The organism is Mediterraneibacter butyricigenes (assembly GCF_003574295.1).
Lineage (GTDB): Bacteria > Bacillota > Clostridia > Lachnospirales > Lachnospiraceae > Mediterraneibacter_A > Mediterraneibacter_A butyricigenes.
The window spans coordinates 2,326,386-2,352,839 of the sequence record NZ_BHGK01000001.1; the positions used below are offsets into that span (position 1 = coordinate 2,326,386).

Genomic DNA, 26,454 nt, shown 5'->3' on the forward strand with positions numbered 1-26,454 from the left:
ATGCCATAAATGATAGAATTCGGAGCAAACTTTGTGAAGACAGGTGCTACTGGAAAGACAAGAACAAATATAAAAAGATAGCTTATAAGAACAAAATGAGATCAGATGAGTTTGAAACAGAATAAGTGAAATGGGATGCGAGAGGAGAGAAAAGGATGAAACCGGCAGCGTTATTTTATGATATTGATGGAACTTTATACAGTGAAATTGAAAATGTGGTACCGGAAAGTGCATTTGAAGCGTTGAAAAAGGCGAAAGAAAACGGACACTATCTCTTTATCAATACCGGGCGGACTTATTGCAGTATGCCTTCTCCAATCAAACGCTTTCCGTTTGACGGATATATCTGTGGTTGCGGAACTTATGCAGAATATAAGGATGAGGTGCTGTATTCCTCTACACTTTCGGTAGAGCGAAGTCAGGCAATCATCAAAAAGATGGAAGAATGTAAGATTGATGGAATTTTCGAAGGAATCGAAGATGATTATTTCCCGATCCGTGTGTCAAGGTTTGACAAACTGGAAAATACGAGAAGATATTTCAGAAACATGGGTATCGGTATAGAAATGTTTGCCGGAAAAGATCAGTTCGCGTATGATAAATTATTTGTTTATACGGACGAGCAAAGTGATGTGAAAGGATTTCTGGAATTTCTGGAACAGGAAGAGATGGAGGCAATCGATCGGCAGTACGGAACCTACGAGATTATGCCGATAGGACATTCCAAGGCAACCGGTTGCGAGATTATCCGAAAACATTTGCATTTGGATCTGGATCAGATCTATGTATTCGGGGACAGTTCCAATGATCTGCCGATGATGGAATATACCTCTCATGCGATCGTGATGGGACATCATGATCCAATCTTGGATCCCTGCGCACAGATCGTGACAAAAACGGTAGAAGAGGATGGAATCCAGTATGCAATGAAAGAACTGGGGCTGATCTGAGAACATCGGAAAGATTGGAATCAGCAAAATCCGCAAGGAAAAAGAGAAAAAATTGTAAGAACAGCGACAGGAGAAAGATTCTTTGCAAGAAGCACTTGACAAGGAATTTTAAGTTGCTATAATGAAGTGGAACTAAGAAAGAACCAAAAGAAAAGAAACAACGCGATGACAGGAAGAGTAGAATGAGAAATCATTCAGAGAGAGATGCAGTTGGTGAAAGCGTCTTATGAGGCATCATTTGAAGACCACCCTGGAGTGATCCTTAATCGGATCCGGCCGACACCGTTATCGTCCAATGAAGTGGTAATATTTTACAAAATGGGTGGAACCGCGGTATTGCTTATCGTCCCTGAACAGTGTGAAGGCTGTTCAGGGATTTTTTGTTTTGTGACGAGCCAAAGGTGAAGCTTGCTGAAAGCCCCGGCGACCGCATACAATTTCGGAACGTGTCGGAAGACATTTCCGGTGATTTAGATTCATAGAGGAGGAAGAAAGATGAAAATTACATTAAAAGATGGATCGGTCAAAGAATATGCAGAGAGCAAATCTGTGATTGATGTTGCATTTGACATCAGCGAAGGATTGGCAAGAGCTGCCTGTGCAGGAGAAGTAGACGGAGAGGTAGTAGATCTTCGTACGGTACTGGATAAAGACTGTACATTGAACATTCTGACAGCGAAGGATCCGGAAGGATTGAGAGTGGTAAGACACACCTGTTCCCATGTTCTGGCAGAGGCAGTGAAGAACCTTTATCCGGATGTAAAACTTGCAATCGGGCCATCCATTGATACAGGATATTATTATGATTTTGATGCAGAGCCGTTCAGCAGAGAGGATCTGGACAAGATCGAGAAAGAAATGAAGAAGATCATCAAGAAAGGTGCAAAGCTTGAGAAATTTACCCTTCCGAGAGATGAAGCGATTAAATTTATGGAAGAAAAGAATGAGCCATATAAGGTAGAGCTGATTCAGGATCTTCCGGAAGACGCAGTGATTTCTTTCTACAGCCAGGGAGATTTCGTGGATCTCTGTGCAGGACCGCATCTGATGAGCACAAAGGGAATCAAGGCATTTAAGCTGACTTCATCCTCCGGTGCGTACTGGAGAGGAGATTCCAACCGTGCAATGCTTCAGAGAATTTACGGAAGTGCATTCCCGACAAAGGATGAACTGAATGAATACCTGCAGCATCTGGAAGACATCAAGAAACGTGACCACAACAAGCTGGGACGTGAGATGGAACTGTTCACAACTGTAGATGTAATTGGACAGGGACTTCCGCTTCTGATGCCAAAGGGAACCAAGATCATCCAGACATTACAGAGATGGATCGAGGATGAGGAAGACAACAACTGGGGCTATGTACGTACCAAGACTCCGTTGATGGCAAAGAGTGACCTTTATAAGATTTCCGGTCACTGGGATCACTATAAAGAGGGAATGTTTGTACTGGGAGACGAAGAAAAAGATAAAGAAGTTTTTGCACTTCGTCCGATGACTTGCCCGTTCCAGTATTATGTATATAAAGCAAGTCAGAAATCTTACCGTGATCTTCCACTTCGTTATGGTGAGACTTCGACCTTGTTCAGAAACGAGGATTCCGGTGAGATGCACGGACTGACACGTGTCCGCCAGTTCACGATTTCAGAGGGACATCTGATTGTTCGTCCGGATCAGATGGTGAAAGAATTTAAAGATTGTATCGCACTGGCTCAGAAGTGTCTGAGAACGCTGGGTGTAGAAGAGGATGTAACCTATCATCTGTCCAAATGGGATCCGAATAACCGTGAAAAATATATTGGAGAACCGGAAGTCTGGGATGAGACAGAACAGGATATTCGTAATATCCTGACAGAGCTGGAAATCCCGTTCGTAGAAGATGTTGGAGAGGCTGCATTCTATGGACCGAAAGTAGATATCAATGCCAAAAATGTATATGGAAAAGAAGATACTATGATTACCATTCAATGGGATGCTTTGTTGGCAGAGCAGTTTGATATGTACTATATCGATCAGAACGGAGACAAGGTTCGTCCATATATTATCCACAGAACTTCTATTGGATGTTATGAAAGAACATTGGCATGGCTGATCGAAAAGTATGCAGGAAACTTCCCGACCTGGCTGTGTCCGGAACAGGTACGTGTACTTCCGATTTCTGATAAGTTCCAGGATTATGCACAGGAAGTTGCTTCCAAGCTGAAAGCAAACGGAATCCTGTGTACGGTGGACAACAGATCTGAAAAGATCGGATACAAGATCCGTGAGACAAGACTGGCAAGAGTTCCGTATATGCTGGTAGTCGGAGAAAAAGAACAGTCTGAAGGAAAGGTATCGGTAAGAAGCAGATTCTTAGGGGATGAAGGTCAGAAGGATCTGAAGGAATTTATGGATGCAATCCTGGAAGAAATCCGGACAAAAGAGATCCGTAAGGTTGAAGTGGAAGCAAAATAAAAGCATAATAGAAGTGAAAAACATAAGAACGTAATAAAATATGAAAAAGTCACAGTACCGATTTTGGCGCTGTGACTTTTTTTACTGAAAGAATGTTTACTCAGCGGCTTTAGCTTTAGCAGCCTCATCTGCCTGTTTTTTGCATCAGGAAAAATCAAAGATTTCAATACTTCTTTCCAATATGCCGTTCATATAAGCAATGGCGATTCCGTAATTGGTGATCGGAATACCGGCATCATCAGCACATTTCATGCGGTAGCGTATCTCACGTTCGTTAAGCATGCAGCCACCACAGTGGATGATCAGACGGTATTTTGACAGATCCTCCGGAAATCCGGTGCCGCTGGAGAATTCAAAATTCAGATGTTTTCCGGTGTGCTTTTGGATCCATCGGGGAAGTTTTACGGTACCGATATCGTCACACTGGCGATGATGGGTACATCCTTCACTGATCAGAACCGTATCATGCTCCTGAAGCTGATCCAATGCTCTGGCTCCACGGACGGCAATGGGGAGACTTCCCTTGTGTCGTGCGAACAAAATGGAAAAGGAAGTCAGAGGAACCGTCGGCGGCACAATCTGTGCGACTTCTTTGAAGGCCTGGCTGTCGGTAATTACAAGAGACGGTGTTTTCCCTAAAGAATTCAATGCCTCTTGCAGCTGCGTTTCTTTGGAAACGATGGCGATGGCTCCGGTATCCAGGATATCCCGGATGGTCTGTTGCTGTGGAAGGATCAGACGTCCCTTCGGAGCGGCAGAATCAATGGGAACCACCAGTACAACAAAATCACCGGGGTGGATCAGATCACTGACGATACCAAGACGCCCGTCATCGGCTGGGAGTAAGGAGCCGAGAAGCTCCTTTAATTCATAGATGTTTCTGCCGGATGTGGCACTGACTTCTATGGAAGGAATCCCTGCCATGTCTTTTGAATCTGAACTGACTTTTTGGGATGCTTCGGAAGATGCCGATCCTGTCAGGTCGCATTTGTTCTTTACGATAGCACAGGGAATTTTCTTTTCGCGGATCCGCTTTAGAATGGCAGAGTCTTCTGCTGTCATTCCGGTGCCGGCATCGATCACCAGGAGTGCAATATCCGTTTTGTTCAGTATCTGGTATGCTTTTTTGATACGTAACTGACCTAATTCTCCGGTGTCATCAAGTCCAGGAGTGTCGATCAGGACGACCGGTCCAAGGGGAAGTAACTCCATAGATTTTAAGACCGGATCGGTCGTTGTGCCTTTTACATCGGATACGATGGAAAGATTCTGACCGGTCATAGTATTGATCAGACTGGATTTTCCGGCATTTCGTCTGCCGAAGATCCCGATGTGGATCCGGTCGGCAGAAGGTGTGGTATTCAGGCTCATAATTATTCCTCCTGAGGATAACTTAGAATCGGAAATCTCTGCGGTTGTCTTCTGCAATCAGTTTCAGATTTTCCAGAACGATGGCGCGGGCCTTTTCGTTTGGAACATTTAACACTTCTTTGTCGATCAGTTTGTCACCGATAGCTTTGGTTTCCGGAGAAGCATAGTCCATCATGTATTCTTTCAGAGTCATCAGTGCGTTCGGGTGGCAGCAGTTCTGGATCTGTCCGCTCTTGCAAAGGGACATGAAACGGTCTCCGGTACGTCCCTCTCTGTAACATGCGGTACAGAAGCTCGGAATGTAATCCATTTCCATCAGCCAGCGGACAACTTCATCCAGGGTACGGGTATCACTGACGTCGAACTGTTCCGAGTTGTTTTCTTTATCTTCCGGTTCATAATATCCACCAACACTGGTACGGCTTCCGCCACTGATCTGGGAAATTCCGAGATGGAGGACACGTTCTCTGGTCTTCTGGCTCTCGCGGGTGGAAATGATCATTCCGGTATACGGAACGGCGATTCGGATACAGGCTACGATCTTAGCAAAGGTATCATCGTCGATTCCGTTGGAAAATGCGGAAGAATCGATATCGTCTGCATCACGGACACGTGGAACGCTGATGGTATGAGGGCCGACTCCGAAGGCAGCTTCCAGATGCTCTGCATGCATCAGAAGACCGGCAAATTCATAGCGGTATTTATCCAGTCCGAAGAGTACACCGATTCCTACGTCATCGATGCCGCCTTCCATGGCACGATCCATGGCTTCTGTGTGGTAATCATAATTATGTTTTGGTCCGGTCGGATGTAAGTCTAAGTAACTTTCTTTATGATAAGTTTCCTGGAACAGGATGTAGGTTCCGATACCGGCTTCTTTTAACAGGCGGTAGTTGTCAACGGTGGTTGCGGCGATGTTGATGTTGACACGACGGATTGCTCCGTTTTTATGCTTGATGCTGTAAATGGTTTCGATGGATTTTAAATAGTAGTCCATGGTATTTCTGACCGGATCTTCTCCGGCTTCCAGAGCCAGTCTCTTGTGGCCCATATCCTGCAAAGCAATGACTTCCTTACGGATTTCTTCCTGAGATAACTGTTTTCTTGCAATATGCTTATTTTTTAAATGATAAGGACAGTAGGTACAGCCGTTGACACAGTAATTGGAAAGGTAGAGCGGAGCGAACATTACGATACGGTTTCCGTAGAAATCCTTTTTGATCTGTTCTGCAAGCTTGAAGATCCGTTCGTTGCGCTCCGGATCCTGACAGGCTAAAAGAACGGATGCTTCCCGGTGAGAAAGTCCCTTTCTCAAAGCTGCTTTGTCGATCAGCTTGTCGATCAGTTCCAGATTTTTGCTGTTTTCATCGGCGTAGGCCAGTGTCTCTAAAATTTCCTCATGATTGATAAAATCATCTGCGTGTTTTGAAGCTACATCATACATGATATAAATCCTCCTTTGAAAATATAGATTATAGAATAAAATTTAAATGTTTGTCTGTTCAAGATTCAGGGAATCGCCGCGGGATACTTTCACCTGATACCCGATAGATTCCATACGGCGCTGCATGCACATCCGACATTCGGCGGCTTCATCTCCGGTACAGATTTTGTTGTCGTACAGAGAATAGTCTTTTCGTACACCTACCGGAGAGAGATTTGGCATGACCACATTGGCACCTGCCTGGATGCCACGTTCTCTTCCGAGAGGGCTGATGGTGCCAAGCGCGGTGGTAGCCGGAAGCAGGACTTTTGGAAGCATCAGACGGATAATGCCAAGTAAAAATAAAGTCAGTTCCAGGCTTCCGGCAGGTTCGTCTCTGAATTGGGTATCATGATGTGGGATGAATGGGCCGATTCCCACCATTTGTGGGTTCAGTTCTTTTAGAAACTGAAGATCCTCAGCCAGATATTCAAAAGTCTGTCCGGGTGAACCTACCATAAATCCGGTTCCCACCTGATAGCCGATGTTTTTTAAGTCGAAAAGACACTGCTGACGATGTCTGGCGGAAAGTTGTTGGGGATGCAGAAAACGATAATGCTCCCGGTTATAGGTTTCATGTCGCAGCAGATAACGTTCTGCTCCTGCATCAAAAAATCTCTGGTAACTTTCCTTCTCCCGCTCTCCGATGGAGAGTGTAATGGCGCAGTCAGGATATTGGGACTTGATGGAAGAAACAATGTCAACCATCCTGCCGTCGGTGTAATATCCATCTTCGCCTCCCTGCAGGACAAAGGTGCGAAAACCAAGTTCGTAACCGGAAGCACAGCAGGAAAGAATCTCTTCTTTTGAGAGGCGATAACGGCTGATGTTTGGATTGCTTTTGCGGATACCGCAATAATAGCAGTCGTTCTTACAATAGTTGGTAAATTCGATCAATCCCCGGATATAGACGTCGTTTCCGTAATAACGGTGGCGGACAGACCGGGATTTTTCGAATAGATAATTCTGAAGATCTTTATCTTTGAAAGCAGAAAGCAACCGGACAAATTCCGAAGTGGAAAGCGTCTGATTGGCTTCCAGATGGTCGATCAGTTGGTATAATGTTTCCATAAATAAAAGGCTCCTTTAGGAATGGGTCTTGGTGTAGATCGTTTTGGTACTGATTCCGGGAAGCATGCCAAGCTTTCCGGAAAGAGAACTGATCACATCATTTGGAGCGTCAATTGCCACACTGATGATGGAAATGTTCTTTTCACGGTAAGGGATTCCCATTCTTCCCACAATATATTTGGAATTCATGGAAAGAAGATGATTCAGTTCCTCTACAGAGTCCTGCTTTTCCACGATAATGCCGATTAAAGCGATGCGTGTATCCATTGATTCACCTCCTGTAAATGCATTTAGAAATAAAAAAACCTGCGCACCGGGCGCAGGCGAAGAGAAGGGGAACAAAAAAAGATTCCCTGTCGAATTCTTATAGTTAGAAAAATCTGATACGTCTGGCGCCTTTTCACTCAGGTATGCCCCTTCATGATCAGTACGTTGAACTCAAGTCTAACATAAGTTGAAAAGGAATGCAATTACAGGAATCTGATTGTGCTATAATAAAAACAATCGGACAAAAGGAGAAACGACATATGGAAAAGATAAGAAAATATCTGACATTTACCGGAAGAGTACAGGGTGTGGGATTTCGATATACAGCAGAATATCTGGCACAGTCGATCGGACTGACTGGTTGGGTGAGAAACGAATGGGACGGAAGTGTTGCCATGGAAGTGCAGGGGACGGAAGAGCAGATTGATCTTCTGATAAAAAAATTACGATCCGGACGGTTCATCCGGATCGATCATGTAGCGGAACTGGAGTTGCCGGTCAAGATCGAGACCGGCTTCCATGTCCGATAATCTGTTGTATCAGGTGATGCCATATGGAATAAGCTAAGCGTAAGGTGCCCGGCATCAGAATTTGATAGCTCAGACTGGCTGTCTGGAAAGCTTTGGTACCTTTCTGGCAGATGGTGCATATACAAACTGATATACAGCGTATGCCATCACAAATGCACCGGATACATCAATGACAGAATGTTGTTTCAGGAACATCGTGGCAAGAATGATGGATGCAGCCAGGATATAACTTCCTACGGTCAGTGCTTTGTGTTTCTTAAAGGCCTCGCTGTGGGAAATTGCAACACAGGCGGCCAGAGAGTTGTAAACATGAATACTCGGGAAGACATTGGTCGAGGTATCTGCCCGGTAGACGAACTGTACCAAACGTACGAAAATATTATCCTGCTCGAAAACAGCCGGTCGTAAAGCCAGACCGTTTGGAAACAGGGTGGAAATGATCAGGAAAATGGTCATTCCGGTAAATAACATGGTGCACAGCCGGTAAAATCCGGGAACATCTGTGAAAAAGAAATACAGAACCACAGCAGCGATAAATACGAACCACAGCAGGTATGGGACGATAAAGACTTCCAGGAAAGGAATCTTGTCATCCAATGCAGAGTGGATCACGTGATAATCGGTGGTGACATGATGTTCCAGCCAGAGGAACCATGGCATATAGATAAAACCGTATAAAAATACCCAGGCATGCTTGTATTTTTGAACCAGTTGTTTCAATCTCTCGTGTTTGTTCATAAAGAACACTCCTTTGTGCAAACAGGATTTGCAGTGTCTTAATTTTGGATTGATTATAGCACGAAAGAAAAGTGACAACAAGGCAGTTCACAAAGTCTTAAGAAATATTTGAACTTTCTTTTAAAATCATTTAGATATGACGGAAAGTCTTTTAGGTGCAAGGGTAACTTCGATATCTTTTTGCAGGAAAATGGGTTCGCCATCTGTGTGGACGGGCAGCGCTTTTTCGGAATGGATGGAAAAATGTGTTCCCGTTAAAAGATGGATTCCTTTAAAATAAACATGCTTTCCGAAAAAAGCAGTGGGAAGCAGAATCAGAATCTTCCATTTGGGAAGTCGGGATACAACGATCAGATCCAGAACCCCGTCAGTTGCGTCTGCTTTCGGACAGAACATACATCCGCCACCCTCGTAGCGATGATTCATAACGGCTGCAAAATAGACTTTCTCATAAGAAAAGGTCTGTGAAGTGTTTTCTTCAGAATCCACGGTGATTTTCATGGATACCGGCTGATTATAGAAGAGTCGGTTCAGTGCAATTCCGACATAAGTAAGTTTGCCGAGTTTCAATTTGTTTAAAAAAACTTTCAGTCGGGAAACCACAGCCTGATGGCAGATTGCCGCATCAAATCCAAGACCGGTGCTAACGGCGAAATAACGACGTTTCTGTCGGTCGCGATAGGTTAAAAGTCCCACATCCATCGTCTGAATCTGGGAAGGATGCAAAATGATTTCCAATGCTTTAAGCGGATCAGCGGAAAGTCCTATATCCCGGGCAAAATCATTGCTAGAACCGATCGGGATATACCCCAGTGTAACCAGAGAAAAATCAACGATTCCGTTGAGGACTTCGTTGATCGTGCCGTCACCACCTAGAACGACCAGGGTATGGGTGTTCAGATCTTTTGTTAGATCGTGGACGATCCGGGTTGCATGGCGCTGATATTGGGTGAAAAAAACCTGGTATTCGACCTGTTGTTCTTTCAGGACGGGTTCGATGGTTTTCCAGACAGAGGCACCAAGTCCGGATCTGGAGTGCGGATTTACGAGAAAGGAATACATGCCATCCTCCTTTTTCTTTCGTAAGGCCTGCAGAAAATGTATCAGGCGTTCATTGCAGGGTAACAAGGCGCAAGATGAAGTGTCAGATAGTAGTTAGGCTTCAATCGTGCTGCTTAGATATTTACAGAGAGAACGTTTCATATTACCCTCAAAGTCTGTCTCTCCATTTCTTAAGCACCATTCAAATACATTTCCGATGACGATCATGCGGATATCCGTAGTAAATTCTTCAATGGTTACATTTAAGTGGATAATTCCGGCATCAATAGCCTTTTCCACGTAGGTCTGAACTGTAACGATCGGATAAGGGCGTTCGGTACGGATTGCCGGATTTAATGCCTGATTCTTCGTGTCATAGTATTCGGAGATAAAGGCAACCCCCAGTTCTTTGCAGTAATCCACATAATTCAGATACACACGGATGATTCCGCGTTTGACATCCTGGATGGATTTTGGTTCTTCCAGGAAATCCGGATTGAGTGCCGGCTGATCTTCTATATAATAAGATAAAAGGTCGTCTTTGGTTTTGAAATGATGATAAAAACTTCCATTAGAGACTCCGGCTTCTTCACAGATATTTTTAATGGAAAGATTCTCATAACCGCTTTTCTGTAAAATTTTTTTGGCGGCCTTGAAAATCCGTTCTTTTGTTTCATAAGATTTTTGCTGTTGTTTCGTCAGCGGTGGTTCTTGCTTCATGATACTCTCCTTGTTCCGGGGAAAACCCAAGATTCCAATTCATTTATGGTACCCATAGTTTAACACAATTGACAGACAGATTCAAGAAAACAGAGTGTACTCTGAAAAAACAATGCAAAGGGGGACAGGCCCCAATGGAGGAGAATCTGCAAAAAGGGACAGGACGAATTAATTTTGCATATTTTGGCGATTTCAAGTATAATACTCCATACCAATCTTAAATCAGGAGAGAAAAATTTATGGATATTAATCAGAGACTGACAGAAGAATTAGGAGTGAAACGCTTTCAGGTGGATGCGGCGGTACAGTTGATCGATGAAGGCAACACCATTCCGTTTATTTCAAGATATAGAAAAGAAGCGACCGGTTCTTTAAATGATGAGCAGTTAAGAAAGCTACATGAGCGACTGCTCTATTTAAGAAATCTGGAAGAGAAGAAAGAACAGGTGATTTCCAGCATTGAAGAGCAGGGCAAGATGACCGAAGAGTTAAAGAAGCAGATTCTGGCGGCAGAGACCCTGGTAGCAGTGGAAGATCTGTACAGACCGTATCGTCCGAAACGTCGAACCAGAGCAACGATCGCGAAGGAAAAGGGGCTGGAACCTCTGGCTTCTTATATTTTACTGCAAAATGCAACGGTTCCGCTGGAGGAGACTGCGAAGGATTACGTGTCGGAAGAAAAAGGAGTGGAAACTCCGGAAGATGCTATCGCGGGAGCACTGGATATTCTGGCAGAAGGAATTTCCGATGAGGCGGTTTACCGAACCTGGATCCGGAATCAGACCATGAAAAAGGGAACTCTTGTATCCGAGGCGAAGGATGAAAAGACAGAGTCTGTTTATGAGATGTATTATGATTTCCAGGAGACGCTGTCCAAACTGGCGGGACACAGAATCCTGGCTTTAAACCGCGGAGAAAAGGAAAAGTTCCTGACGGTCAAGATTGAGGCACCGGAAGAGGATGTGTTGCGTTATCTGGAAAAGAAGGTGATCCACCGGGAAAATCCTTATACCACATCGGCGTTAAAGGAAGTCGTGGCAGACAGTTATAAGCGTCTGATCCAGCCGGCAATTGAGCGGGAAATCCGCAATGAACTGACAGAAAAGGCAGAAGACGGTGCCATTGATGTGTTTGGCAAGAATCTGCACCAGTTACTGATGCAGCCTCCGATCAAGGGACATGTGGTTCTGGGCTGGGATCCGGCATTTCGTACCGGCTGTAAGCTGGCAGTGGTAGATGAGACAGGAAAGGTGATCGGAACGACGGTGATCTATCCGACAGCGCCGACAACGCCACAGAAGATGAAGGCGGCAGCAGATCTTCTGAAAAAAATCATTCCGAAGTATCATGTATCCCTGATCTCTCTGGGGAATGGAACGGCTTCCAGAGAATCAGAGCAGTTTATCGTAGATGTGCTGAAAGAAATTCCGGAAAAGGTACAGTATGTGATCGTAAATGAGGCGGGCGCATCTGTATATTCCGCAAGTAAGCTGGCAACCGAGGAATTTCCGAAGTTTGATGTGGGACAGAGAAGTGCGGCTTCGATTGCGAGACGTCTTCAGGATCCGTTGGCAGAGTTGGTGAAGATTGATCCGAAATCTATCGGAGTCGGACAGTATCAGCATGATATGAACCAGAAGAAGCTGGGAGAATCCTTAAATGGTGTGGTTGAGGACTGTGTAAATAAGGTGGGAGTGGATCTGAATACAGCATCTGCACCGCTGTTATCCTATATTTCCGGTATTTCCGGTACGATCGCTAAAAATATTGTGACATACCGGGAGGAGAACGGAAGTTTTACCAATCGAAAACAGCTTTTGAAGGTGGCAAAATTAGGCCCGAAAGCTTATGAACAGTGTGCGGGATTTATGCGGATTACAGACGGTGACAATCCTCTGGATGCAACGGGTGTCCATCCGGAATCCTATGATGCGGCTGAGAAGCTTCTAAAACGTCAGGGCTATAAACCGGAAGATATTGTGGGCGGTAATCTGGTCGGACTCTCACTGACGATCAAAGATTATAAAAAACTGGCAGAAGAACTGGGAATCGGAGAGATTACCTTACAGGATATCGTGAAGGAGCTGGAGAAACCGGCAAGAGATCCGAGAGAAGAGATGCCAAAACCGATTCTGCGTACCGACGTACTGGAGATGAAAGATCTAAAAGAAGGCATGGTTCTGAAAGGAACTGTAAGAAATGTCATTGACTTTGGAGTATTTGTGGATATCGGGGTTCATCAGGATGGTCTGGTTCATATTTCTCAGATTACAGACCGTTATATCAAGCATCCGCTGGAAGTGGTGGGAATCGGAGATATCGTTGATGTCAAGGTAATGAGTGTGGATCTGAAGAGAAAGCGGATCCAACTGACCATGCGTGATATCTAAAAATTGTGGATGAAGTTTCTGGGATGCAGGAAAGAGATTTAAACGAAATCCGATGATATTTGAGAAAAAACAGAACGAATTCCCGGAATGAAATTGTGTTCAATGAAATGATGGGATGCAGTTGAATGAAACATAAGAATAACGTCGAGGAAAGAAAGACAGATGAAAAAATAAAAAGAAAGGGGAGCATATGTCATGTACAAGCTATTTCTGGTGGAAGATGACGAGGCGATTGCAGGTGAAATCCGCCGTTATCTGGAAACCTGGGATTTTCAAGTAAGGTGTGTCAGAGATTATAAACATGTACTGGAAGAATTTACGGAATTTCAGCCGCAACTGGTACTGCTGGATATTATGCTGCCTTTCTTCAACGGATTCCACTGGTGTCAGGAAATTCGAAAGCTGTCCAAGGTTCCGGTGATCTTTCTGTCCTCGGCAAGTGACAATCTGAACATCGTAATGGCAATGAATATGGGCGGGGATGATTTCATTGAGAAGCCCTTTGATCTCAATGTCCTGACGGCGAAGATCCAGGCAGTCCTGCGGCGGACGTATGAATTTCGCGGTACGGCAGAGATCCTGGAATGTCAGGGAGCTTATCTGAATCTGTCAGATGCATCCTTCCAGTATAAAGAGGAAAAGATCGAACTGACGAAAAATGAGTTTAAGATTCTGAAAATTCTCATGGAGCATACGGACAAGATCGTAGATCGGGACACGATCATAGCTGCGCTGTGGGAGAGTGACGAATTTATCGATGACAATACACTGACTGTAAATGTGGCGAGACTCCGAAGAAAACTGGAAACCGTAGGTTTGAAAGAAATGATCCTGACGAAAAAAGGAATCGGGTATATGGTGAGATCATGAGAAATGTGAGAAAAGTTCTGGGTCTTCCACTGGGAATTGTCGGAATTTTCGTGGTGATCTGGTTCTTATATGACGGAAATATTGCCGGAATCTGGTATGCGCTTTTGCTGAGCCTGGTACTTCTCGGAGGAATCGGCGGTCTTAAGATCCGGAAGCAACGGAAGAAAGAAAAGATGCTGAAAGAAGAGAGAGACAGTCTGGAAGCCCGGAACGCAGGAGAATGTATACTGCCGGCAGCAGGATCAAATCTGGAAAAGGAGTATCAGGAATTGGTTCGGAGCTTGGAGGAACTTTGCCGGGAGATCCGGTCTGAGGAAAGAATCGGCAGACAGGAGATGTCGGATTTTTACGGGATGTGGGTGCACCAGATCAAGACACCGATTGCCGCTATGCAACTGATGCTGCAATCCGCAGATTCGTGTGCAATGTACCGGGGAGCCTTTGGGCAGGCGAAAGAAGAGAAAGCAGAGAAGGAAGATCCAGAAGAAAAGGAAGATCTGGGAGTAATTGCAGAAATGGCTTTTGAAGTGCCCGAAGAAACAGATTCGGAGAGAGAGACAGAATATGCAGAAGAGGCGAGACAGAGAATCCGGGAACTGAAGATGGAGTTGTTTCGGATCGAACGATACGTGGAGATGGTATTGACGTATCTGAGAGTGGAAGATATGAGTTCTGATCTTTCTTTTGATCTCTGTGATCTGGATCAGGTTCTTCACCGGAGTCTGAAGAAATATTCGCAAATGTTTATTCTGAAGAAGATCCATCTGGAGTATCAGCTGGTATGTCAGACGGTATTGACGGATGAAAAATGGCTGCAGTTTGTTCTGGAACAGCTCTTATCCAATGCGGTCAAATATTGCAAAAGAGAAGGGAACATTAAGATCTACAGAGAAAAGAAAGACGGGAGAACTGTGCTGGTGATCGAGGATGACGGAATCGGGATCCAGGCGGAAGATCTGCCCCGTGTGTTTGAAAAGGGATTTACCGGATTTAACGGGCGCTCGGATAAAAAGTCAACCGGCATCGGATTGTATCTGTGTAAGACGGTATTCGACCGGCTCCGGCACAGAATCTGGGTGGAGTCTGAACCGGGGAAAGGGACAAAGGTGTTTCTGGATTTTTACCGGGAAGAACTTGAAGTGGAATAAAGAAGCTTTTCTTACATAAATGTAAGAAACAAAGAGGAAATGTAATCTGTATCAATGGCAGCTACGTTCCTCTTTTTCTATAATAAAGCCAGAAGGTGAAAGAAAAGGAAAGAAGAAAAAAACAATACGCAAAGAGCAGCGGAATAAAAAGAAGGAATGCTCAAAAAGACAGCGCGCAAAAGAGCAGTGCCAAAGCAAAAAAAGCGAAAAGTAACGCAGAGAGGATGAATACACATGGCTTTATTGGAAGTGAAAAATGTAAAGAAAGTCTATACCACACGGTTTGGAAGTAACAAAGTAGAGGCCTTGCACCGGGTGAATTTTTCGGTGGAAGAAGGAGAATACGTCGCGATCATGGGAGAATCCGGATCGGGAAAAACCACGCTTTTAAATATACTGGCAGCGTTGGATAAGCCCACGGAAGGCAAGGTATATTTAAAAGGAAGAGAATTAAGCGGTATCAGAGAAAAAGAACTGGCGGCGTTCAGGCGTCAGAATCTGGGATTTGTATTTCAGGATTTCAATCTTTTGGATACGTTTTCTCTGAAGGATAATATTTTCCTTCCGCTGGTATTGTCGGGAAAATCTTATGCGGAGATGGAAAGCCGCCTGATTCCGCTTTCCCAGAAGCTTGGGATTGAGAAACTTTTAAATAAGTTTCCGTATGAAGTGTCGGGCGGTCAGAAACAGCGCGCCGCTGTGGCAAGAGCGTTGATCACCAATCCGAAACTTCTTCTGGCGGATGAACCATCCGGGGCGTTGGATTCCAAAGCGGCAGATGGTCTGATGAATCTGTTCCATGCCGTGAACATGAGTGGACAGACGATCCTGATGGTGACACACAGTGTGAAGGCAGCAAGCTCGGCGAAACGGGTATTGTTTATCAAAGACGGAGAGGTTTTCCATCAGTTATATCGGGGAAATCTGACAAATGAACAGATGTATCAGAAAATTTCCTCTACGCTGACGGTGTTGGCGACGGGAGGTGAGCAGGTTGAGTAGTGCAATTTATAAAAGACTTGCGAGAACAAATCTGAAAAATAATCAGAAGACCTATCGTCCCTATCTTCTGACATCGGCAATGATGGTGATGTTGTTTTATATGATCGCTGCCCTTGCTGGAAGTGAGGATCTGGGAAATGGGCAGGCCGGAACCTGTCTGGAACTGACCGTTGGAATTGTGGCGGTTTTTGCCGTAATCTTTCTGTTTTATACCAACAGTTTCCTGATCAAACGAAGAAAGAAGGAACTGGGGGTCTATCAGGTTCTGGGAATGGAAAAGCGACATCTGGCCAAAATGATGGCAGAGGAATCGCTGATTGTAGCCGGAATCAGCATTGTATCTGGTCTTTTCCTTGGAATCGTATTAGAAAAAATGATGTATCTGATTCTGTTAAAGATCCTGAAGGGAACTGCAAATCTGAAATTTTCTGTAAGCATACGTTCCGTGGAGGAAACGCTCCTGTTGTTTGCAGCGATTTTCCTGCTGACCTTTCTTTATAATCTGATTCAGGTAAAGCAGGCGAATCCGATGGAACTGCTTCGGGGAGGTAATCAGGGAGAAAAGGAACCGAAGACCAGATGGTTCCTGGCGCTGGTAGGCGTGGTGGCTCTTGCGTGCGGTTATGCCATCGCACTGACCACAAAAGAACCGATGCAGGCTCTTTCCAAGTTTTTCCTGGCAGTGCTTTTGGTCATCATTGGAACGTATGCACTATTTACAGCGGGAAGCATTGCGGCCTTAAAAATGCTGAAGAAAAACAAAACCTATTATTACAAATCCAATCATTTCACTACGGTGTCAGGCATGATCTACCGGATGAAGCAAAATGCGGCGGGACTGGCGAATATCTGTATTCTGAGTACGATGGTGCTGATCATAATTTCTTCGACCGTGTCATTATACGGCGGAATGGAAGATATTCTGGCAATCAGGTTTCCACAGGAAGTGACGGTGACAGATTACCAGGCGAATAAAGAAAAAGATGAACAGATGGAACAGATTCTGAAAGCAGCCTGTCGGAAATATCGTGTCAAAAGAGAAGACCAACTGACATATCAGGGTACAAGTACATTTGCAATCTTGGACGGGAAAAAGGCAGACTATATAAACGTGATAGAATATAGCCGGGGAAATTTTGTGTCGGTCAATCTGATTTCTCTGGAAGATTACAACAGAATGGAGGGAACAAAGGAGACACTGGAAGAAAATCAGGTGCTGGTGTATCTGACAAAAGGTTCCTATAAAGAACATACACTGGAAATCGGTGGCAAGAGTTTTCGGGTGAAACGAGAACTGGATCATATGAAACTGGAACCAAAAAATGAAAACAGCATGACAAGGGAGTTGTATCTGATCGTTCCGACAAAAGAGCAGATACAGGAAGTGACAGCGTCCGCTCCGAATCTGAGAGAAGGAGCAGGAAACAGCTTATATACCAGAATCTGTTTTTCCCCGAAAGGAGAAAAAACAAACGTAAGAAAAGCCCTGGAGCAGGTGCAGTCAGAAATTGGGGCACTGGAAACGGTTGAAATCGAAAGTCGGGAACTGAGCAGAGATTCTTTTTACAATCTGTATGGAAGTCTGTTCTTTATCGGAATCTATCTGGGCGTGACTTTCCTGATCGCAACAGTTCTGATTATTTACTATAAGCAGATTTCGGAAGGATATGATGATCGAGAACGCTTCCAGATCATGCAGAAAGTCGGAATGAGTAAAGCGGAGGTTCGCCACACGATCAAAAGTCAGGTGTTGAATGTCTTTTTCCTGCCACTTGTGATGGCGATTATCCATGTGACAGTAGCATTTCAGGTCGTGACCAAATTGCTGGCGCTTCTGAATCTGACCAATGTCCATCTGTTTATGAGATGTACGATTGCAACCATCCTGGTGTTTGCGGTATTTTATGGAATTATATACATGTGGACGGCGAGAGAATACTATCAGATTGTAAAGGATTGACGATGGAAATATTCTGTGATAACGTGGAAAATCAGAGCTTGATTTTAGTGTGAAAAAGCGTTATACTTATGGCATAAATGAAAAAGGAAATCTTCGGGGTAGGGTGACATTTTCAAAAGTCCTATATCATATTTAAGGACGAAGAGATGAATTCCCAACCGGCGGTATAGTCCGCGACCCGCGTAAAGCGGCTGAACCGGTGACGCAGATGCGAATTCCGGTACCGACAGTAAAGTCTGGATGAGAGAAGAACGATACAGAACTGTAATACAGGATGTAACCCCGGTAGATTGATACCGGGGTTTTTAATTTACGCGAAGCAACGAGCAAAGTGGAACGTAGATGCTGCTATAACCTGAGGAAGGTGCAAAGCGTGTTTCTCAGAGTTCTTTCCTACAAAAAGGTTTCCTTCACAAAAAGAAAGTTCAGAAAAAAGGAGAGGAAACATTATGACAACAGAAACAAGAGCAACCGTCACAAATCAGAATCCGGCAGGAAGCAGAATCGGTGTGAGAGCACTGGTACAGATCGGAATGTTATCCGCGATCGCGGTGGTATTGATGTTATTCGAAGTACCGCTTCCGTTTGCACCGTCTTTCTATGAGATTGATTTCAGTGAGGTCCCGGTGCTGGTAGGATGCTTTGTAATGGGACCGGTGGCAGGAGCTGCCATTGAATTTGTTAAGATCCTGCTAAACTTCCTGATCAACGGAACCGTGACAGCAGGGGTCGGAGAACTTGGAAATTTCCTGATCGGATGTGCATTCTGTGTACCGGCAGGTATCATTTACCGGAAGAACAGAAGCCGCAAAGGTGCCATTATCGGAATGGTAACCGGAACGCTGTTTATGACTGTGATCGGATGCTTTATCAACGGATTTGTGCTGCTTCCGGCTTATGCAAAGGCTTTCCACATGCCGATCGATGCCATTGTCGGAATGGGAACTGCAGTGAATGGACATATTAACAGCCTGACGACTCTGGTATTATTTGCGGTTGTACCGTTCAACCTTTTAAAAGGAGTACTGGTATCGCTGATTGTGTTCCTGATCTACAAGAAGATCAGTCCGATTTTCCGTTTCCATCAGGCATAAAGTATGATAGAATAAAAGTGCAAAGGAGCGATTTCTGCAAGATGCAGAGATGGCTCCTTTCTTTTTCACGGCAACGGGATAAAGTCTGAATATAATAAAAACAGAATGGAAAGGCGGGAATATGGAGTTAAATATCTTATTGTGTGGTGTTGTAATTTTAATGTGTATTCTTTCGGGGAGGTTTACAGATAAGTATGGAGTCCCCTCTATTCTGTTGTTTATTTTGATTGGGATGCTGTTTGGAGTAGAAGGAATTCTGAAAATTTCATTCAGTGATTTTGCACTTTCGGAAAAAATCTGTACGACAGCTTTGATCTTTATTATGTTTTACGGTGGGTTCGGAACCAGTTGGAAAATGGCAAAACCAATTTTACCCAAAGCGGTGCTCCTGTCTACGGCGGGTGTGGTTCTAACGGCCGGACTTTGTACGTTGTTTTCCTATGGTGTGTTGAGATTATCGCTGGAAACCAGTCTGCTTCTGGGTGCGGTGATCAGTTCCACAGATGCAGCGTCTGTCTTTTCCATTCTTCGTTCCAGAAATCTGAGCTTGAAATACGGAACAGCATCCATTCTGGAGGTGGAAAGCGGAAGTAACGATCCATTTTCCTATATGTTGACGATGATTGTGCTGCAAATCCTGGCGGGAGGTTCTGTAAATGTACCCTTGCTTCTGGCAGAACAGATTCTGATCGGGGGTCTGTGTGGAGCTTTCATGGGAAAACTGACCGGATATCTGATGAAAAAGGCAGAATTTACGCAGGAGGGGATGGAGATTATTCTGATGATTGCGTTGGTACTGTTGACTTATGCAGTGCCGGTTCTGTTGCATGGAAATGGATTTTTAAGTGTGTATCTGATGGGAATGATTACCGGAAATCAGAAGTTTAAAAGTAAAATAAAGTTGGTGCATTTCTTTAACGGTGCAGATCGACTGGCACAGATTCTGATTTTCTTTTTGCTGGGACTTCTGGTGACCCCTTCCAGATTGTTGCCGGTGTTGTTCCCGGCTGTTGGATTATTTCTGGGTCTGACATTTCTGGTACGTCCGATCGTCGTGGCAATTCTGATGACTCCGCTTCGAGCACCTTTGAATCAGCAGCTTCTGATCTCGGCAGCAGGGCTTCGGGGAGCAGCATCTATTGTGTTTGCTATTTCGGTGACAGTCAGTGACGCCTATGTAAAAGACGATATTTTCCATATGATTTTCTGTATTGCCATGATTTCGGTAGCCTTGCAGGGAATATTATTGCCGGTGTTTGCAAAAAAACTGGATATGGTGGATGAGAATCAAAATGTTTTGAAAACATTCAGTGATTATCAGGAAGAACAACAGTTACCGCTGCTCCAGATTACACTGACTGCCGGACATCGTTTCGTGGGACGGAAGATTTCGGAATTGAAGTTGTGGGATCTGTTGGTAGTGATGATCAAACGGGAGGGAAAAGCATTACTGCCAAGAGGAAACGTGACCTTACGGGAAGGGGATGTACTGGTATTGAGCGGTGAAAGCTACCAGGAGGATACGGCAGCGTATCTGGATGAACGGCTGATTGAAGAAGGACATCCGTGGATCGGAAAAAGTCTGGCGGAACTTTCAGACACGCTGAAGGCTCTGATTGTTATGATTCAACGCTCGGATGGCGAGCTTGCAGTACCAAAAGGAGACACCAGAATTGAGGCGGGAGATCTTCTGGTATTTACGAAACCAGGATTAAAGGAATCAACACAATCAGTACAAGTAGGAAAGATAGACGAATAGTGAACGGTTGGAAACAAGATCATTTTAGGAATGAAATTTGACAGATACATGAATTTGTGTTAAGATGCCTTCACATCTTGATTAATAATTTTGTAACATTTGTAATAAAATAGAAATGTATATCATAAAATTGTAAAAAGAAAGATGTGGAGGAGGAGTCTATGATTAAAAATAAACATGCGATTCTGATGGCAGCGGGAGTCTTAAGCGGCCTGCTTGTGACCACAGGATTTGCAACCCAGGAACAGGCTGCAAGGGGAGCGGCAGAAGGGGCCAGTACAAAGGCGTCTGTCAAAGTGCAGGAATGTTCCGAAGAAATGACGGAAGTGACAAAGAAGCGCGCGGAGGAGGCTGTGGAAGAAGCCAGGATCCGGGAAGAGCAGGAGCGTCTTCAGGCGGAGCAGGCAGCAGCCGAAGAAGCCAGACGTCAGGAATTGCTCCGGGATCAGGAGCTGCTGGCATCCCTGATTTTCTGTGAGGCCGGGAATCAGCCCTATGAAGGACAGGTGGCAGTGGGAGCCGTTGTGTTAAACCGTGTGAGAAGTGCGGCTTATCCGAACAGTATTTCGGAAGTGATTTACCAGAGCGGACAGTTTACGCCGGCAATCACAGGCTGGCTGGACAGTGTATATTCCGGTGGAAGTTATACGCAGAGCGCTTATCAGGCGGCAGAAGATGCGATCAACGGATCCAATCCGATCGGAGACTGTCTGTATTTTGGCTGTGGAAGCTATGGAATCCAGATTGGAGATCACTATTTCCACTAGAACATTTCGTTAGAAAATCTTTGGAATATCTTAAGTTCTTATTCTCTTATATTTTAACTTTGTCCCTTACAATGAATCCTGTAAATAAAACAGACAGGAAGATTGTGAGGGATAAATTATGAAATATCTTACATTTACCATACCATGTTACAATTCAGAAGCTTATATGGAACGCTGTATCCAGTCCTTACTTCCGGGCGGAAATGATGTGGAGATTATCATTGTAAATGACGGCTCCAGTGACGGGACCGAGGATATCGCAAATTATTATGAAAAGGAATATCCGGAGATTGTCCGTGCAGTTCATAAAAAGAATGGTGGACACGGATCCGGTGTCAATGCTGGGCTGGAACTGGCAGAGGGACTCTATTTTAAAGTGGTGGATTCCGACGACTGGCTGGCAGAAGATGCCTATCTGGAATTGTTAAACAAAATTAAAACATTTTATAAACAGGAGCAGGAAATGCCGGATCTGTTTATCAATGATTACATTTACGATCATCTGGACGAAGGCTATACCCATACCATGTCCTATGGAAATGTGTTTCCGGAACAGACGGTCTGTACCTGGAATGATATGCACCGTTTTAAACCGTCCCAGTATCTGATCATGCATGCCCTGGTATTTAAAACGGAAGTGTTACGGGAATCGGGAGTTCGTTTGCCGGAGCATACGTTTTATGTGGATAATCTGTTTGCTTATCAGCCGTTGCCTTACGTGAAGCGGATTTATTACATGAATCAGCCGTTGTATCATTATTATCTGGGGCGTGAAGATCAGTCGGTCAATGAAGAAGTGTTGAAAAAACGGATTGATCAGCAAATTAAGGTGACAGATCTGGTGTCCAGAAGTGTGGATCTGAAAAAAGTGAAGCAGGAATATCCGAAGCTGGCGGTCTACATGATGCGAAATATTTCTATCATGTTGTCCATCTCTTCGATTCATTTATTATTGATCAAGACGAAAGAGGCAACAGCGAAAAGGAAGGCGATGTGGGATCGGATCCATGATTATGACCGGTCGATGTATTACAGATTACGCTGTACAACGTTAAGCGGCTTTACATATCTTCCGGGAAGAGTGGGAGCAGCACTGACGGTAGGCGGATACCGTGCGGCAAGAAAGATCTATCAGTTCCAGTAAAAGGCAGATGAGCAACAAAAACATGCCAGATAAGAGAGCAGACAACAGATCGGTTCACAGATCTGAGAGTCTGTATCTGGCCTTTGTGGATACGCCGGGGCTGTTTGCATCCATCATCCGCCGGGTGCTGAAACAGCGATATGTCCATGTAGTTTTGAGTCTGGATCCGGAACTGGATCAGGCATACAGTGTAGGAAGGCGGGTTCCGTCCATCCCGTTGATCGCCGGCTTTGAAAAAGAAGAAAAGGAACTGATTTACCGGCAGTTTCCGGACGCTTATTATCAGGTGTGCCGGATTTCCTGTACCAAAGAACAGAAGCGGGAGGTTCAGGAGATCCTGGAAAATGCCTGGGAACAGAGATTTTGCTATCATTACGCGATTCTGGGCCTGTTCTTTCTTCTGGCAGGAAAGCCGTTTTATCACAAGGGGTTCTATACCTGTTCTTCTTATGTGGCGAGAATTTTAGAAGAGACCGGAGTCCTAACAATGGGAAAGCATTTTTCGATGGTGACTCCGAAAGACTTTTATGAATATGAAGAAAAAGAAGTGTTGTATGAGGGTCCACTGGAAGGACTGGTTGAGACGGAAGAATCTTTGGAGAATGATGAAAAATTCGGAAGAATGTCCGGTACATATTCAGGAATGAAAGTCGGAGATGTAAGGCTTGGAAAGATTGGAATGGAAAAGAACGGTTATACATGGAGGAATCGTTATGAGATTCCGTAAGCGTGTGATGGAGGCAATCTTTTTTCTGGGAATGATGGGCCTGACGTTCTGGATCATCTTTCACGGACAAAAGCCGGGAGTACTGTTTCGGGAATTAAGAGATATGAAAGCCGGGGCGCTGGTCGGATCTGTTGTTCTGGCACTGTTTTTTGTGGCAGCAGAAGGAAGTATGATCTATATTCTATTGCATGCTATGGAAGGAACCAGCAGTTTGTGGCGCTGTATTCAGTATTCCTATATCGGATTTTTCTATTCGGGGATTACCCCCTCGGCTACCGGCGGTCAGCCCATGCAACTTTATTATATGAAGAAAGACGGAAATGAGCTGTCTAAAAGTTCGATTGTTTTGATGACGGTTGCCCTGCTTTATAAGCTGGTACTGGTGCTTGTGGGTCTGGGGCTTCTGATCTTCAGTTTTTCCTTTTTGCAGGAGCGGCTGGGCAGATATCTGATGCTGTATTTTCTGGGATTATTTTTAAATATTCTGCTGGTCGTGCTGATTCTGGGAGCCATGTTCTGTCCGGGGGTTCTTTATGGAATTTACAGTCGGGTGGAAAGCGGACTGATCCGGTTACGGCTGCTTAAAGAATCAGAAAGCCGAACCGCAAAAGTCCGGCAGTTTTTTGAGGAATATCACGAGGCTGTGAACTGGCTGAAAGAACATCCGGCTCATGTACTGCTGGTGATCGGGCTGACATTTATTCAGAGAAGCAGTCTCTTTGTGCTGACCTATCTGGTGTATCTGGGATTTGGACTTTCCGGAGCTCCGGCGTGGGAAGTGATCGTGCTCCAGGCATCCGTTTATATTGCGGTGGATATGTTGCCCCTTCCGGGAGCGCAGGGAATCACAGAGTGGATGTACCGGTCGGTGTTTCAGGGGATTTTTACCGGCGGCTATCTGGTGCCCTCTATGTTGGTGAGCCGTGGGATTAATTTCTATTTCCTGTTACTGATCAGTATGGGATTTGCGGTGAGCCAGATTGGACAAAGGAGTGGCAAAAAAGTTCTTGACACAAAAGAAAAAAATATCGTATAATCTGGAATGTTGTTATTTAGAAACATAGTTCAGAGTTGAAAGCTTGTAAGAAACACTGTGGCAAACAGAAACTTATAACGTGGTAGATTTCGTAGCTGGTTTACGGTAATCTGCCACGTTTTTTATGTTAAAAGTTTTTACGGGTTATGGAAAACTATGAAAATAAAAAAGGAAGGTAGAAAAATGAACACGAATCAATATTTAGCAACTGAAAAGATCAGCAAACTGATGCTGAAATTTTCCATTCCATGTATCATGTCCCTTCTTGTATCTTCTCTATATAATATCGTTGATCAGATTTTTATCGGACGTGGAGTAGGATACCTGGGAAATGGAGCAACAAATGTGGTTTTCCCGATCACCATCATTGCACTGGCGATTGCTTTAATGATCGGAGATGGATGTGCGGCTCACTTAAGTCTCTGTCTGGGAAGAAAAGACCAGGAAGAGGCGAGCAAAAGTGTGGGAAATGCAGTGGTTTTTACGGTCATGATCAGTCTGATCATGACGGGAATCTTTTTTGCAGGGAGAGAAACCATCTTACAGGCATTTGGTGCTACGGAAAATAATGTGGAATATGCCAGAGAATATTTTATATTTATAGCAGCAGGCATTCCGTTTTATATGTTTACAAATGCAATGAACTCTGTGATCCGTGCAGATGGCAGTCCGGCATTTGCCATGATTTCAACGCTGATCGGATGCGCACTGAATATGATTCTGGATCCGGTCGCGATTTTTGTATTGCATTGGGGTGTGGCAGGAGCTGCGATCGCAACCATTAGCGGACAGATTGTAACGGCGGTTCTGGCAGCGTGGTATCTGCTCCATACAAAATCTTTCAAATTGAGAAAAAGCAGTTTTGGTCTGCACCTGAAAGAACTGAAAGGATTTCTGCCTCTTGGAATCAGCTCCTTTCTGACCCAGCTTTCCATCGTAGTGATCATGGGTGTGATGAATAATACACTGGTAAAATATGGAGCAATGTCAAAATACGGAGCAGACATTCCGATGACGGTGGTTGGAATTGTGATGAAAGTCTTTCAGATTGTGATTGCATTTGTAATCGGAATTGCGGCAGGCTGCCAGCCAATTGTTGGATTTAATTATGGAGCCGGCCACTATCACAGAGTCAAAGAAATCTATCTGACCATGATGAAAGCGGAGCTGGTCGTAGGAATCATTGCAATGGTTGCAATGGAGGGATTTCCGATGCAGATCATCGGAATTTTCGGAAGCGAAAGTGCGCTTTATAATGAATTCGCGGTACTGGCATTTCGTACCTATATGATTACGATTGTATTCTGTTGCATTCAGAAGGCGACCAGCGTTTTCTTACAGGCACTTGGCAGACCGGTTCTGTCGCTGAGCCTTTCTCTGTTACGTGATTTTGTGATCAGCGTTCCGGCTGTGTTGCTTCTTCCAAGATATCTTGGGGTCACCGGTACCCTCTGGTCGGCACCGGTTGCAGATATTCTGTCTATGATCGCAGTACTTCTGATGATGCGTGTGGCATGGAGTGATCTTTCGGAAAATGCAGAGGAGTTGAAAGGCAGAGAGAAAAAAATCGTTGCAAATTAGTCGTTGCTGTGATACCATAGATATGGTTTATTCGCAGGAGGTGTGACGAATGGATATTTTAAAAATCGTACTGACAATAATATTTGCAATAGATTGCATCGTACTTTCCGCAATCATCCTGCTTCAGGAAGGAAAGTCGGCAGGACTTGGAACCATCAGCGGTATGGCAGATACTTACTGGGGTCAGAACAAAGGACGTTCTATGGAGGGGGCACTTGTAAAGGCAACCCGGATCTCAGCAATTCTGTTCTTAGTGCTGGCCATGCTCCTGAATATGGGTATTTTTAACTAGGAAAACAAAAGAAGACCCGTCCCTATTGCATACAGGGGCGGGTCTTTTGTGTAAAAGGA

Annotated in this window: 23 protein-coding genes, 1 riboswitch and 1 other annotated feature; of the genes, 16 read left to right on the plus strand and 7 right to left on the minus strand. The window is 44.6% G+C overall.

What is annotated here, in order from left to right:
- Window positions 1–155 precede the first annotated feature (155 nt).
- Together KGMB01110_RS11485 and thrS are read left to right on the plus strand one after the other, a co-directional pair.
- Window positions 156–950, plus strand: coding sequence for an HAD-IIB family hydrolase (locus KGMB01110_RS11485; protein WP_117603289.1), 795 nt, complete (start codon window positions 156–158; stop codon window positions 948–950).
- A gap of 156 nt (window positions 951–1,106) precedes the next feature.
- Window positions 1,107–1,304 (plus strand) — a binding site (T-box leader).
- A 141-nt stretch (window positions 1,305–1,445) separates the two neighbouring features.
- Window positions 1,446–3,404, plus strand: coding sequence for a threonine--tRNA ligase (gene thrS, locus KGMB01110_RS11490; RefSeq protein ID WP_119298437.1), 1,959 nt, complete (start codon window positions 1,446–1,448; stop codon window positions 3,402–3,404).
- A 144-nt stretch (window positions 3,405–3,548) separates the two neighbouring features.
- Here the strand turns inward: thrS and hydF are convergent, their stop codons facing one another.
- The 4 genes from hydF to KGMB01110_RS11510 are packed head-to-tail and all read right to left on the minus strand — an operon-like array spanning window position 3,549 to window position 7,596.
- Window positions 3,549–4,775: a [FeFe] hydrogenase H-cluster maturation GTPase HydF gene (hydF, locus tag KGMB01110_RS11495; RefSeq protein WP_119298439.1), complete on the minus strand. Its 1,227-nt coding sequence runs from the start codon at window positions 4,773–4,775 to the stop codon at window positions 3,549–3,551.
- 22 nt (window positions 4,776–4,797) lie between these two features.
- On the minus strand, window positions 4,798–6,219 hold the full coding sequence (gene hydG / locus KGMB01110_RS11500) for a [FeFe] hydrogenase H-cluster radical SAM maturase HydG (RefSeq protein ID WP_119298441.1): 1,422 nt from the start codon (window positions 6,217–6,219) through the stop codon (window positions 4,798–4,800).
- 42 nt (window positions 6,220–6,261) lie between these two features.
- The gene (gene hydE / locus KGMB01110_RS11505) at window positions 6,262–7,329 is read right to left on the minus strand and encodes a [FeFe] hydrogenase H-cluster radical SAM maturase HydE (protein WP_119298442.1); all 1,068 of its coding nucleotides are present in this window, start codon (window positions 7,327–7,329) and stop codon (window positions 6,262–6,264) included.
- A gap of 15 nt (window positions 7,330–7,344) precedes the next feature.
- The gene (locus KGMB01110_RS11510; protein ID WP_117603295.1) at window positions 7,345–7,596 is read right to left on the minus strand and encodes a TM1266 family iron-only hydrogenase system putative regulator; all 252 of its coding nucleotides are present in this window, start codon (window positions 7,594–7,596) and stop codon (window positions 7,345–7,347) included.
- 260 nt (window positions 7,597–7,856) lie between these two features.
- Between KGMB01110_RS11510 and KGMB01110_RS11515 the strand changes: the two genes are divergently transcribed.
- Complete coding sequence (locus KGMB01110_RS11515) at window positions 7,857–8,126, plus strand: acylphosphatase (RefSeq protein WP_117603296.1); 270 nt, start codon at window positions 7,857–7,859, stop codon at window positions 8,124–8,126.
- A 69-nt stretch (window positions 8,127–8,195) separates the two neighbouring features.
- Here the strand turns inward: KGMB01110_RS11515 and KGMB01110_RS11520 are convergent, their stop codons facing one another.
- The 3 genes from KGMB01110_RS11520 to KGMB01110_RS11530 form a co-directional block, all read right to left on the minus strand.
- Window positions 8,196–8,864 carry a phosphatase PAP2 family protein gene (locus KGMB01110_RS11520; protein WP_119298444.1) on the minus strand — a complete coding sequence of 223 codons (669 nt, stop codon included), beginning with the start codon at window positions 8,862–8,864 and terminating at the stop codon, window positions 8,196–8,198.
- 126 nt (window positions 8,865–8,990) lie between these two features.
- Window positions 8,991–9,926, minus strand: a complete 936-nt coding sequence (locus tag KGMB01110_RS11525; RefSeq protein WP_119298446.1) for a diacylglycerol/lipid kinase family protein — start codon at window positions 9,924–9,926, stop codon at window positions 8,991–8,993.
- Window positions 9,927–10,019: 93 nt separating this feature from the next.
- Entirely contained in the window at window positions 10,020–10,625 is a 606-nt protein-coding gene (locus KGMB01110_RS11530; RefSeq protein WP_119298448.1) for a TetR/AcrR family transcriptional regulator, read from the minus strand.
- Between the two features lie 239 nt (window positions 10,626–10,864).
- On the opposite strand from KGMB01110_RS11530, the gene KGMB01110_RS11535 reads away from it, so the two are divergent.
- The 13 genes from KGMB01110_RS11535 (at window position 10,865) to secG (ending at window position 26,395) form a co-directional block, all read left to right on the plus strand.
- A complete protein-coding gene (locus KGMB01110_RS11535; RefSeq protein WP_119298450.1) occupies window positions 10,865–13,015 on the plus strand; it encodes a Tex family protein in 2,151 nt (716 codons plus the stop codon).
- Between the two features lie 195 nt (window positions 13,016–13,210).
- Window positions 13,211–13,885: a response regulator transcription factor gene (locus tag KGMB01110_RS11540; protein WP_117603301.1), complete on the plus strand. Its 675-nt coding sequence runs from the start codon at window positions 13,211–13,213 to the stop codon at window positions 13,883–13,885.
- The gene (locus KGMB01110_RS11545; RefSeq protein WP_243112803.1) at window positions 13,882–15,033 is read left to right on the plus strand and encodes a sensor histidine kinase; all 1,152 of its coding nucleotides are present in this window, start codon (window positions 13,882–13,884) and stop codon (window positions 15,031–15,033) included. Before KGMB01110_RS11540 ends, KGMB01110_RS11545 begins: the two co-directional genes overlap by 4 nt.
- Before the next feature lie 234 nt (window positions 15,034–15,267).
- Entirely contained in the window at window positions 15,268–16,035 is a 768-nt protein-coding gene (locus KGMB01110_RS11550; protein ID WP_119298452.1) for an ABC transporter ATP-binding protein, read from the plus strand.
- Window positions 16,028–17,995 (plus strand): ABC transporter permease, encoded by a 1,968-nt coding sequence (locus KGMB01110_RS11555; RefSeq protein ID WP_119298454.1) that lies wholly within the window; start codon window positions 16,028–16,030, stop codon window positions 17,993–17,995. The genes KGMB01110_RS11550 and KGMB01110_RS11555 overlap by 8 nt, the downstream gene beginning before the upstream one ends.
- A gap of 85 nt (window positions 17,996–18,080) precedes the next feature.
- A riboswitch (FMN riboswitch) is annotated at window positions 18,081–18,251 on the plus strand.
- A gap of 193 nt (window positions 18,252–18,444) precedes the next feature.
- The gene (locus KGMB01110_RS11560; protein ID WP_117603304.1) at window positions 18,445–19,089 is read left to right on the plus strand and encodes an ECF transporter S component; all 645 of its coding nucleotides are present in this window, start codon (window positions 18,445–18,447) and stop codon (window positions 19,087–19,089) included.
- 121 nt (window positions 19,090–19,210) lie between these two features.
- Complete coding sequence (locus KGMB01110_RS11565; protein WP_243112805.1) at window positions 19,211–20,848, plus strand: potassium/proton antiporter; 1,638 nt, start codon at window positions 19,211–19,213, stop codon at window positions 20,846–20,848.
- A 161-nt stretch (window positions 20,849–21,009) separates the two neighbouring features.
- Window positions 21,010–21,615: a cell wall hydrolase gene (locus tag KGMB01110_RS11570; protein WP_117603305.1), complete on the plus strand. Its 606-nt coding sequence runs from the start codon at window positions 21,010–21,012 to the stop codon at window positions 21,613–21,615.
- Window positions 21,616–21,733: 118 nt separating this feature from the next.
- Window positions 21,734–22,759, plus strand: a complete 1,026-nt coding sequence (locus tag KGMB01110_RS11575; RefSeq protein ID WP_117603306.1) for a glycosyltransferase family 2 protein — start codon at window positions 21,734–21,736, stop codon at window positions 22,757–22,759.
- 22 nt (window positions 22,760–22,781) lie between these two features.
- Entirely contained in the window at window positions 22,782–23,486 is a 705-nt protein-coding gene (locus tag KGMB01110_RS11580) for a DinI family protein (protein ID WP_243112806.1), read from the plus strand.
- Window positions 23,473–24,522 (plus strand): lysylphosphatidylglycerol synthase transmembrane domain-containing protein, encoded by a 1,050-nt coding sequence (locus tag KGMB01110_RS11585; RefSeq protein ID WP_119298456.1) that lies wholly within the window; start codon window positions 23,473–23,475, stop codon window positions 24,520–24,522. The genes KGMB01110_RS11580 and KGMB01110_RS11585 overlap by 14 nt, the downstream gene beginning before the upstream one ends.
- 183 nt (window positions 24,523–24,705) lie before the next feature.
- Entirely contained in the window at window positions 24,706–26,103 is a 1,398-nt protein-coding gene (locus tag KGMB01110_RS11590; protein WP_119298458.1) for an MATE family efflux transporter, read from the plus strand.
- 49 nt (window positions 26,104–26,152) lie between these two features.
- A complete protein-coding gene (gene secG, locus KGMB01110_RS11595) occupies window positions 26,153–26,395 on the plus strand; it encodes a preprotein translocase subunit SecG (RefSeq protein WP_117603309.1) in 243 nt (80 codons plus the stop codon).
- Window positions 26,396–26,454: the final 59 nt, after the last annotated feature.

Coding starts and splice junctions, on each gene's coding strand:
- KGMB01110_RS11485 (WP_117603289.1), top strand. CDS start 156: ATGAAACCGGCAGCGTTATTTTATGATATTGATGGAACTTTATACAGT.
- thrS (WP_119298437.1), top strand. CDS start 1,446: ATGAAAATTACATTAAAAGATGGATCGGTCAAAGAATATGCAGAGAGC.
- hydF (WP_119298439.1), bottom strand. CDS start 4,775: ATGAGCCTGAATACCACACCTTCTGCCGACCGGATCCACATCGGGATC.
- hydG (WP_119298441.1), bottom strand. CDS start 6,219: ATGTATGATGTAGCTTCAAAACACGCAGATGATTTTATCAATCATGAG.
- hydE (WP_119298442.1), bottom strand. CDS start 7,329: ATGGAAACATTATACCAACTGATCGACCATCTGGAAGCCAATCAGACG.
- KGMB01110_RS11510 (WP_117603295.1), bottom strand. CDS start 7,596: ATGGATACACGCATCGCTTTAATCGGCATTATCGTGGAAAAGCAGGAC.
- KGMB01110_RS11515 (WP_117603296.1), top strand. CDS start 7,857: ATGGAAAAGATAAGAAAATATCTGACATTTACCGGAAGAGTACAGGGT.
- KGMB01110_RS11520 (WP_119298444.1), bottom strand. CDS start 8,864: ATGAACAAACACGAGAGATTGAAACAACTGGTTCAAAAATACAAGCAT.
- KGMB01110_RS11525 (WP_119298446.1), bottom strand. CDS start 9,926: ATGTATTCCTTTCTCGTAAATCCGCACTCCAGATCCGGACTTGGTGCC.
- KGMB01110_RS11530 (WP_119298448.1), bottom strand. CDS start 10,625: ATGAAGCAAGAACCACCGCTGACGAAACAACAGCAAAAATCTTATGAA.
- KGMB01110_RS11535 (WP_119298450.1), top strand. CDS start 10,865: ATGGATATTAATCAGAGACTGACAGAAGAATTAGGAGTGAAACGCTTT.
- KGMB01110_RS11540 (WP_117603301.1), top strand. CDS start 13,211: ATGTACAAGCTATTTCTGGTGGAAGATGACGAGGCGATTGCAGGTGAA.
- KGMB01110_RS11545 (WP_243112803.1), top strand. CDS start 13,882: ATGAGAAATGTGAGAAAAGTTCTGGGTCTTCCACTGGGAATTGTCGGA.
- KGMB01110_RS11550 (WP_119298452.1), top strand. CDS start 15,268: ATGGCTTTATTGGAAGTGAAAAATGTAAAGAAAGTCTATACCACACGG.
- KGMB01110_RS11560 (WP_117603304.1), top strand. CDS start 18,445: ATGACAACAGAAACAAGAGCAACCGTCACAAATCAGAATCCGGCAGGA.
- KGMB01110_RS11565 (WP_243112805.1), top strand. CDS start 19,211: ATGGAGTTAAATATCTTATTGTGTGGTGTTGTAATTTTAATGTGTATT.
- KGMB01110_RS11570 (WP_117603305.1), top strand. CDS start 21,010: ATGATTAAAAATAAACATGCGATTCTGATGGCAGCGGGAGTCTTAAGC.
- KGMB01110_RS11575 (WP_117603306.1), top strand. CDS start 21,734: ATGAAATATCTTACATTTACCATACCATGTTACAATTCAGAAGCTTAT.
- KGMB01110_RS11580 (WP_243112806.1), top strand. CDS start 22,782: ATGCCAGATAAGAGAGCAGACAACAGATCGGTTCACAGATCTGAGAGT.
- KGMB01110_RS11585 (WP_119298456.1), top strand. CDS start 23,473: ATGAGATTCCGTAAGCGTGTGATGGAGGCAATCTTTTTTCTGGGAATG.
- KGMB01110_RS11590 (WP_119298458.1), top strand. CDS start 24,706: ATGAACACGAATCAATATTTAGCAACTGAAAAGATCAGCAAACTGATG.
- secG (WP_117603309.1), top strand. CDS start 26,153: ATGGATATTTTAAAAATCGTACTGACAATAATATTTGCAATAGATTGC.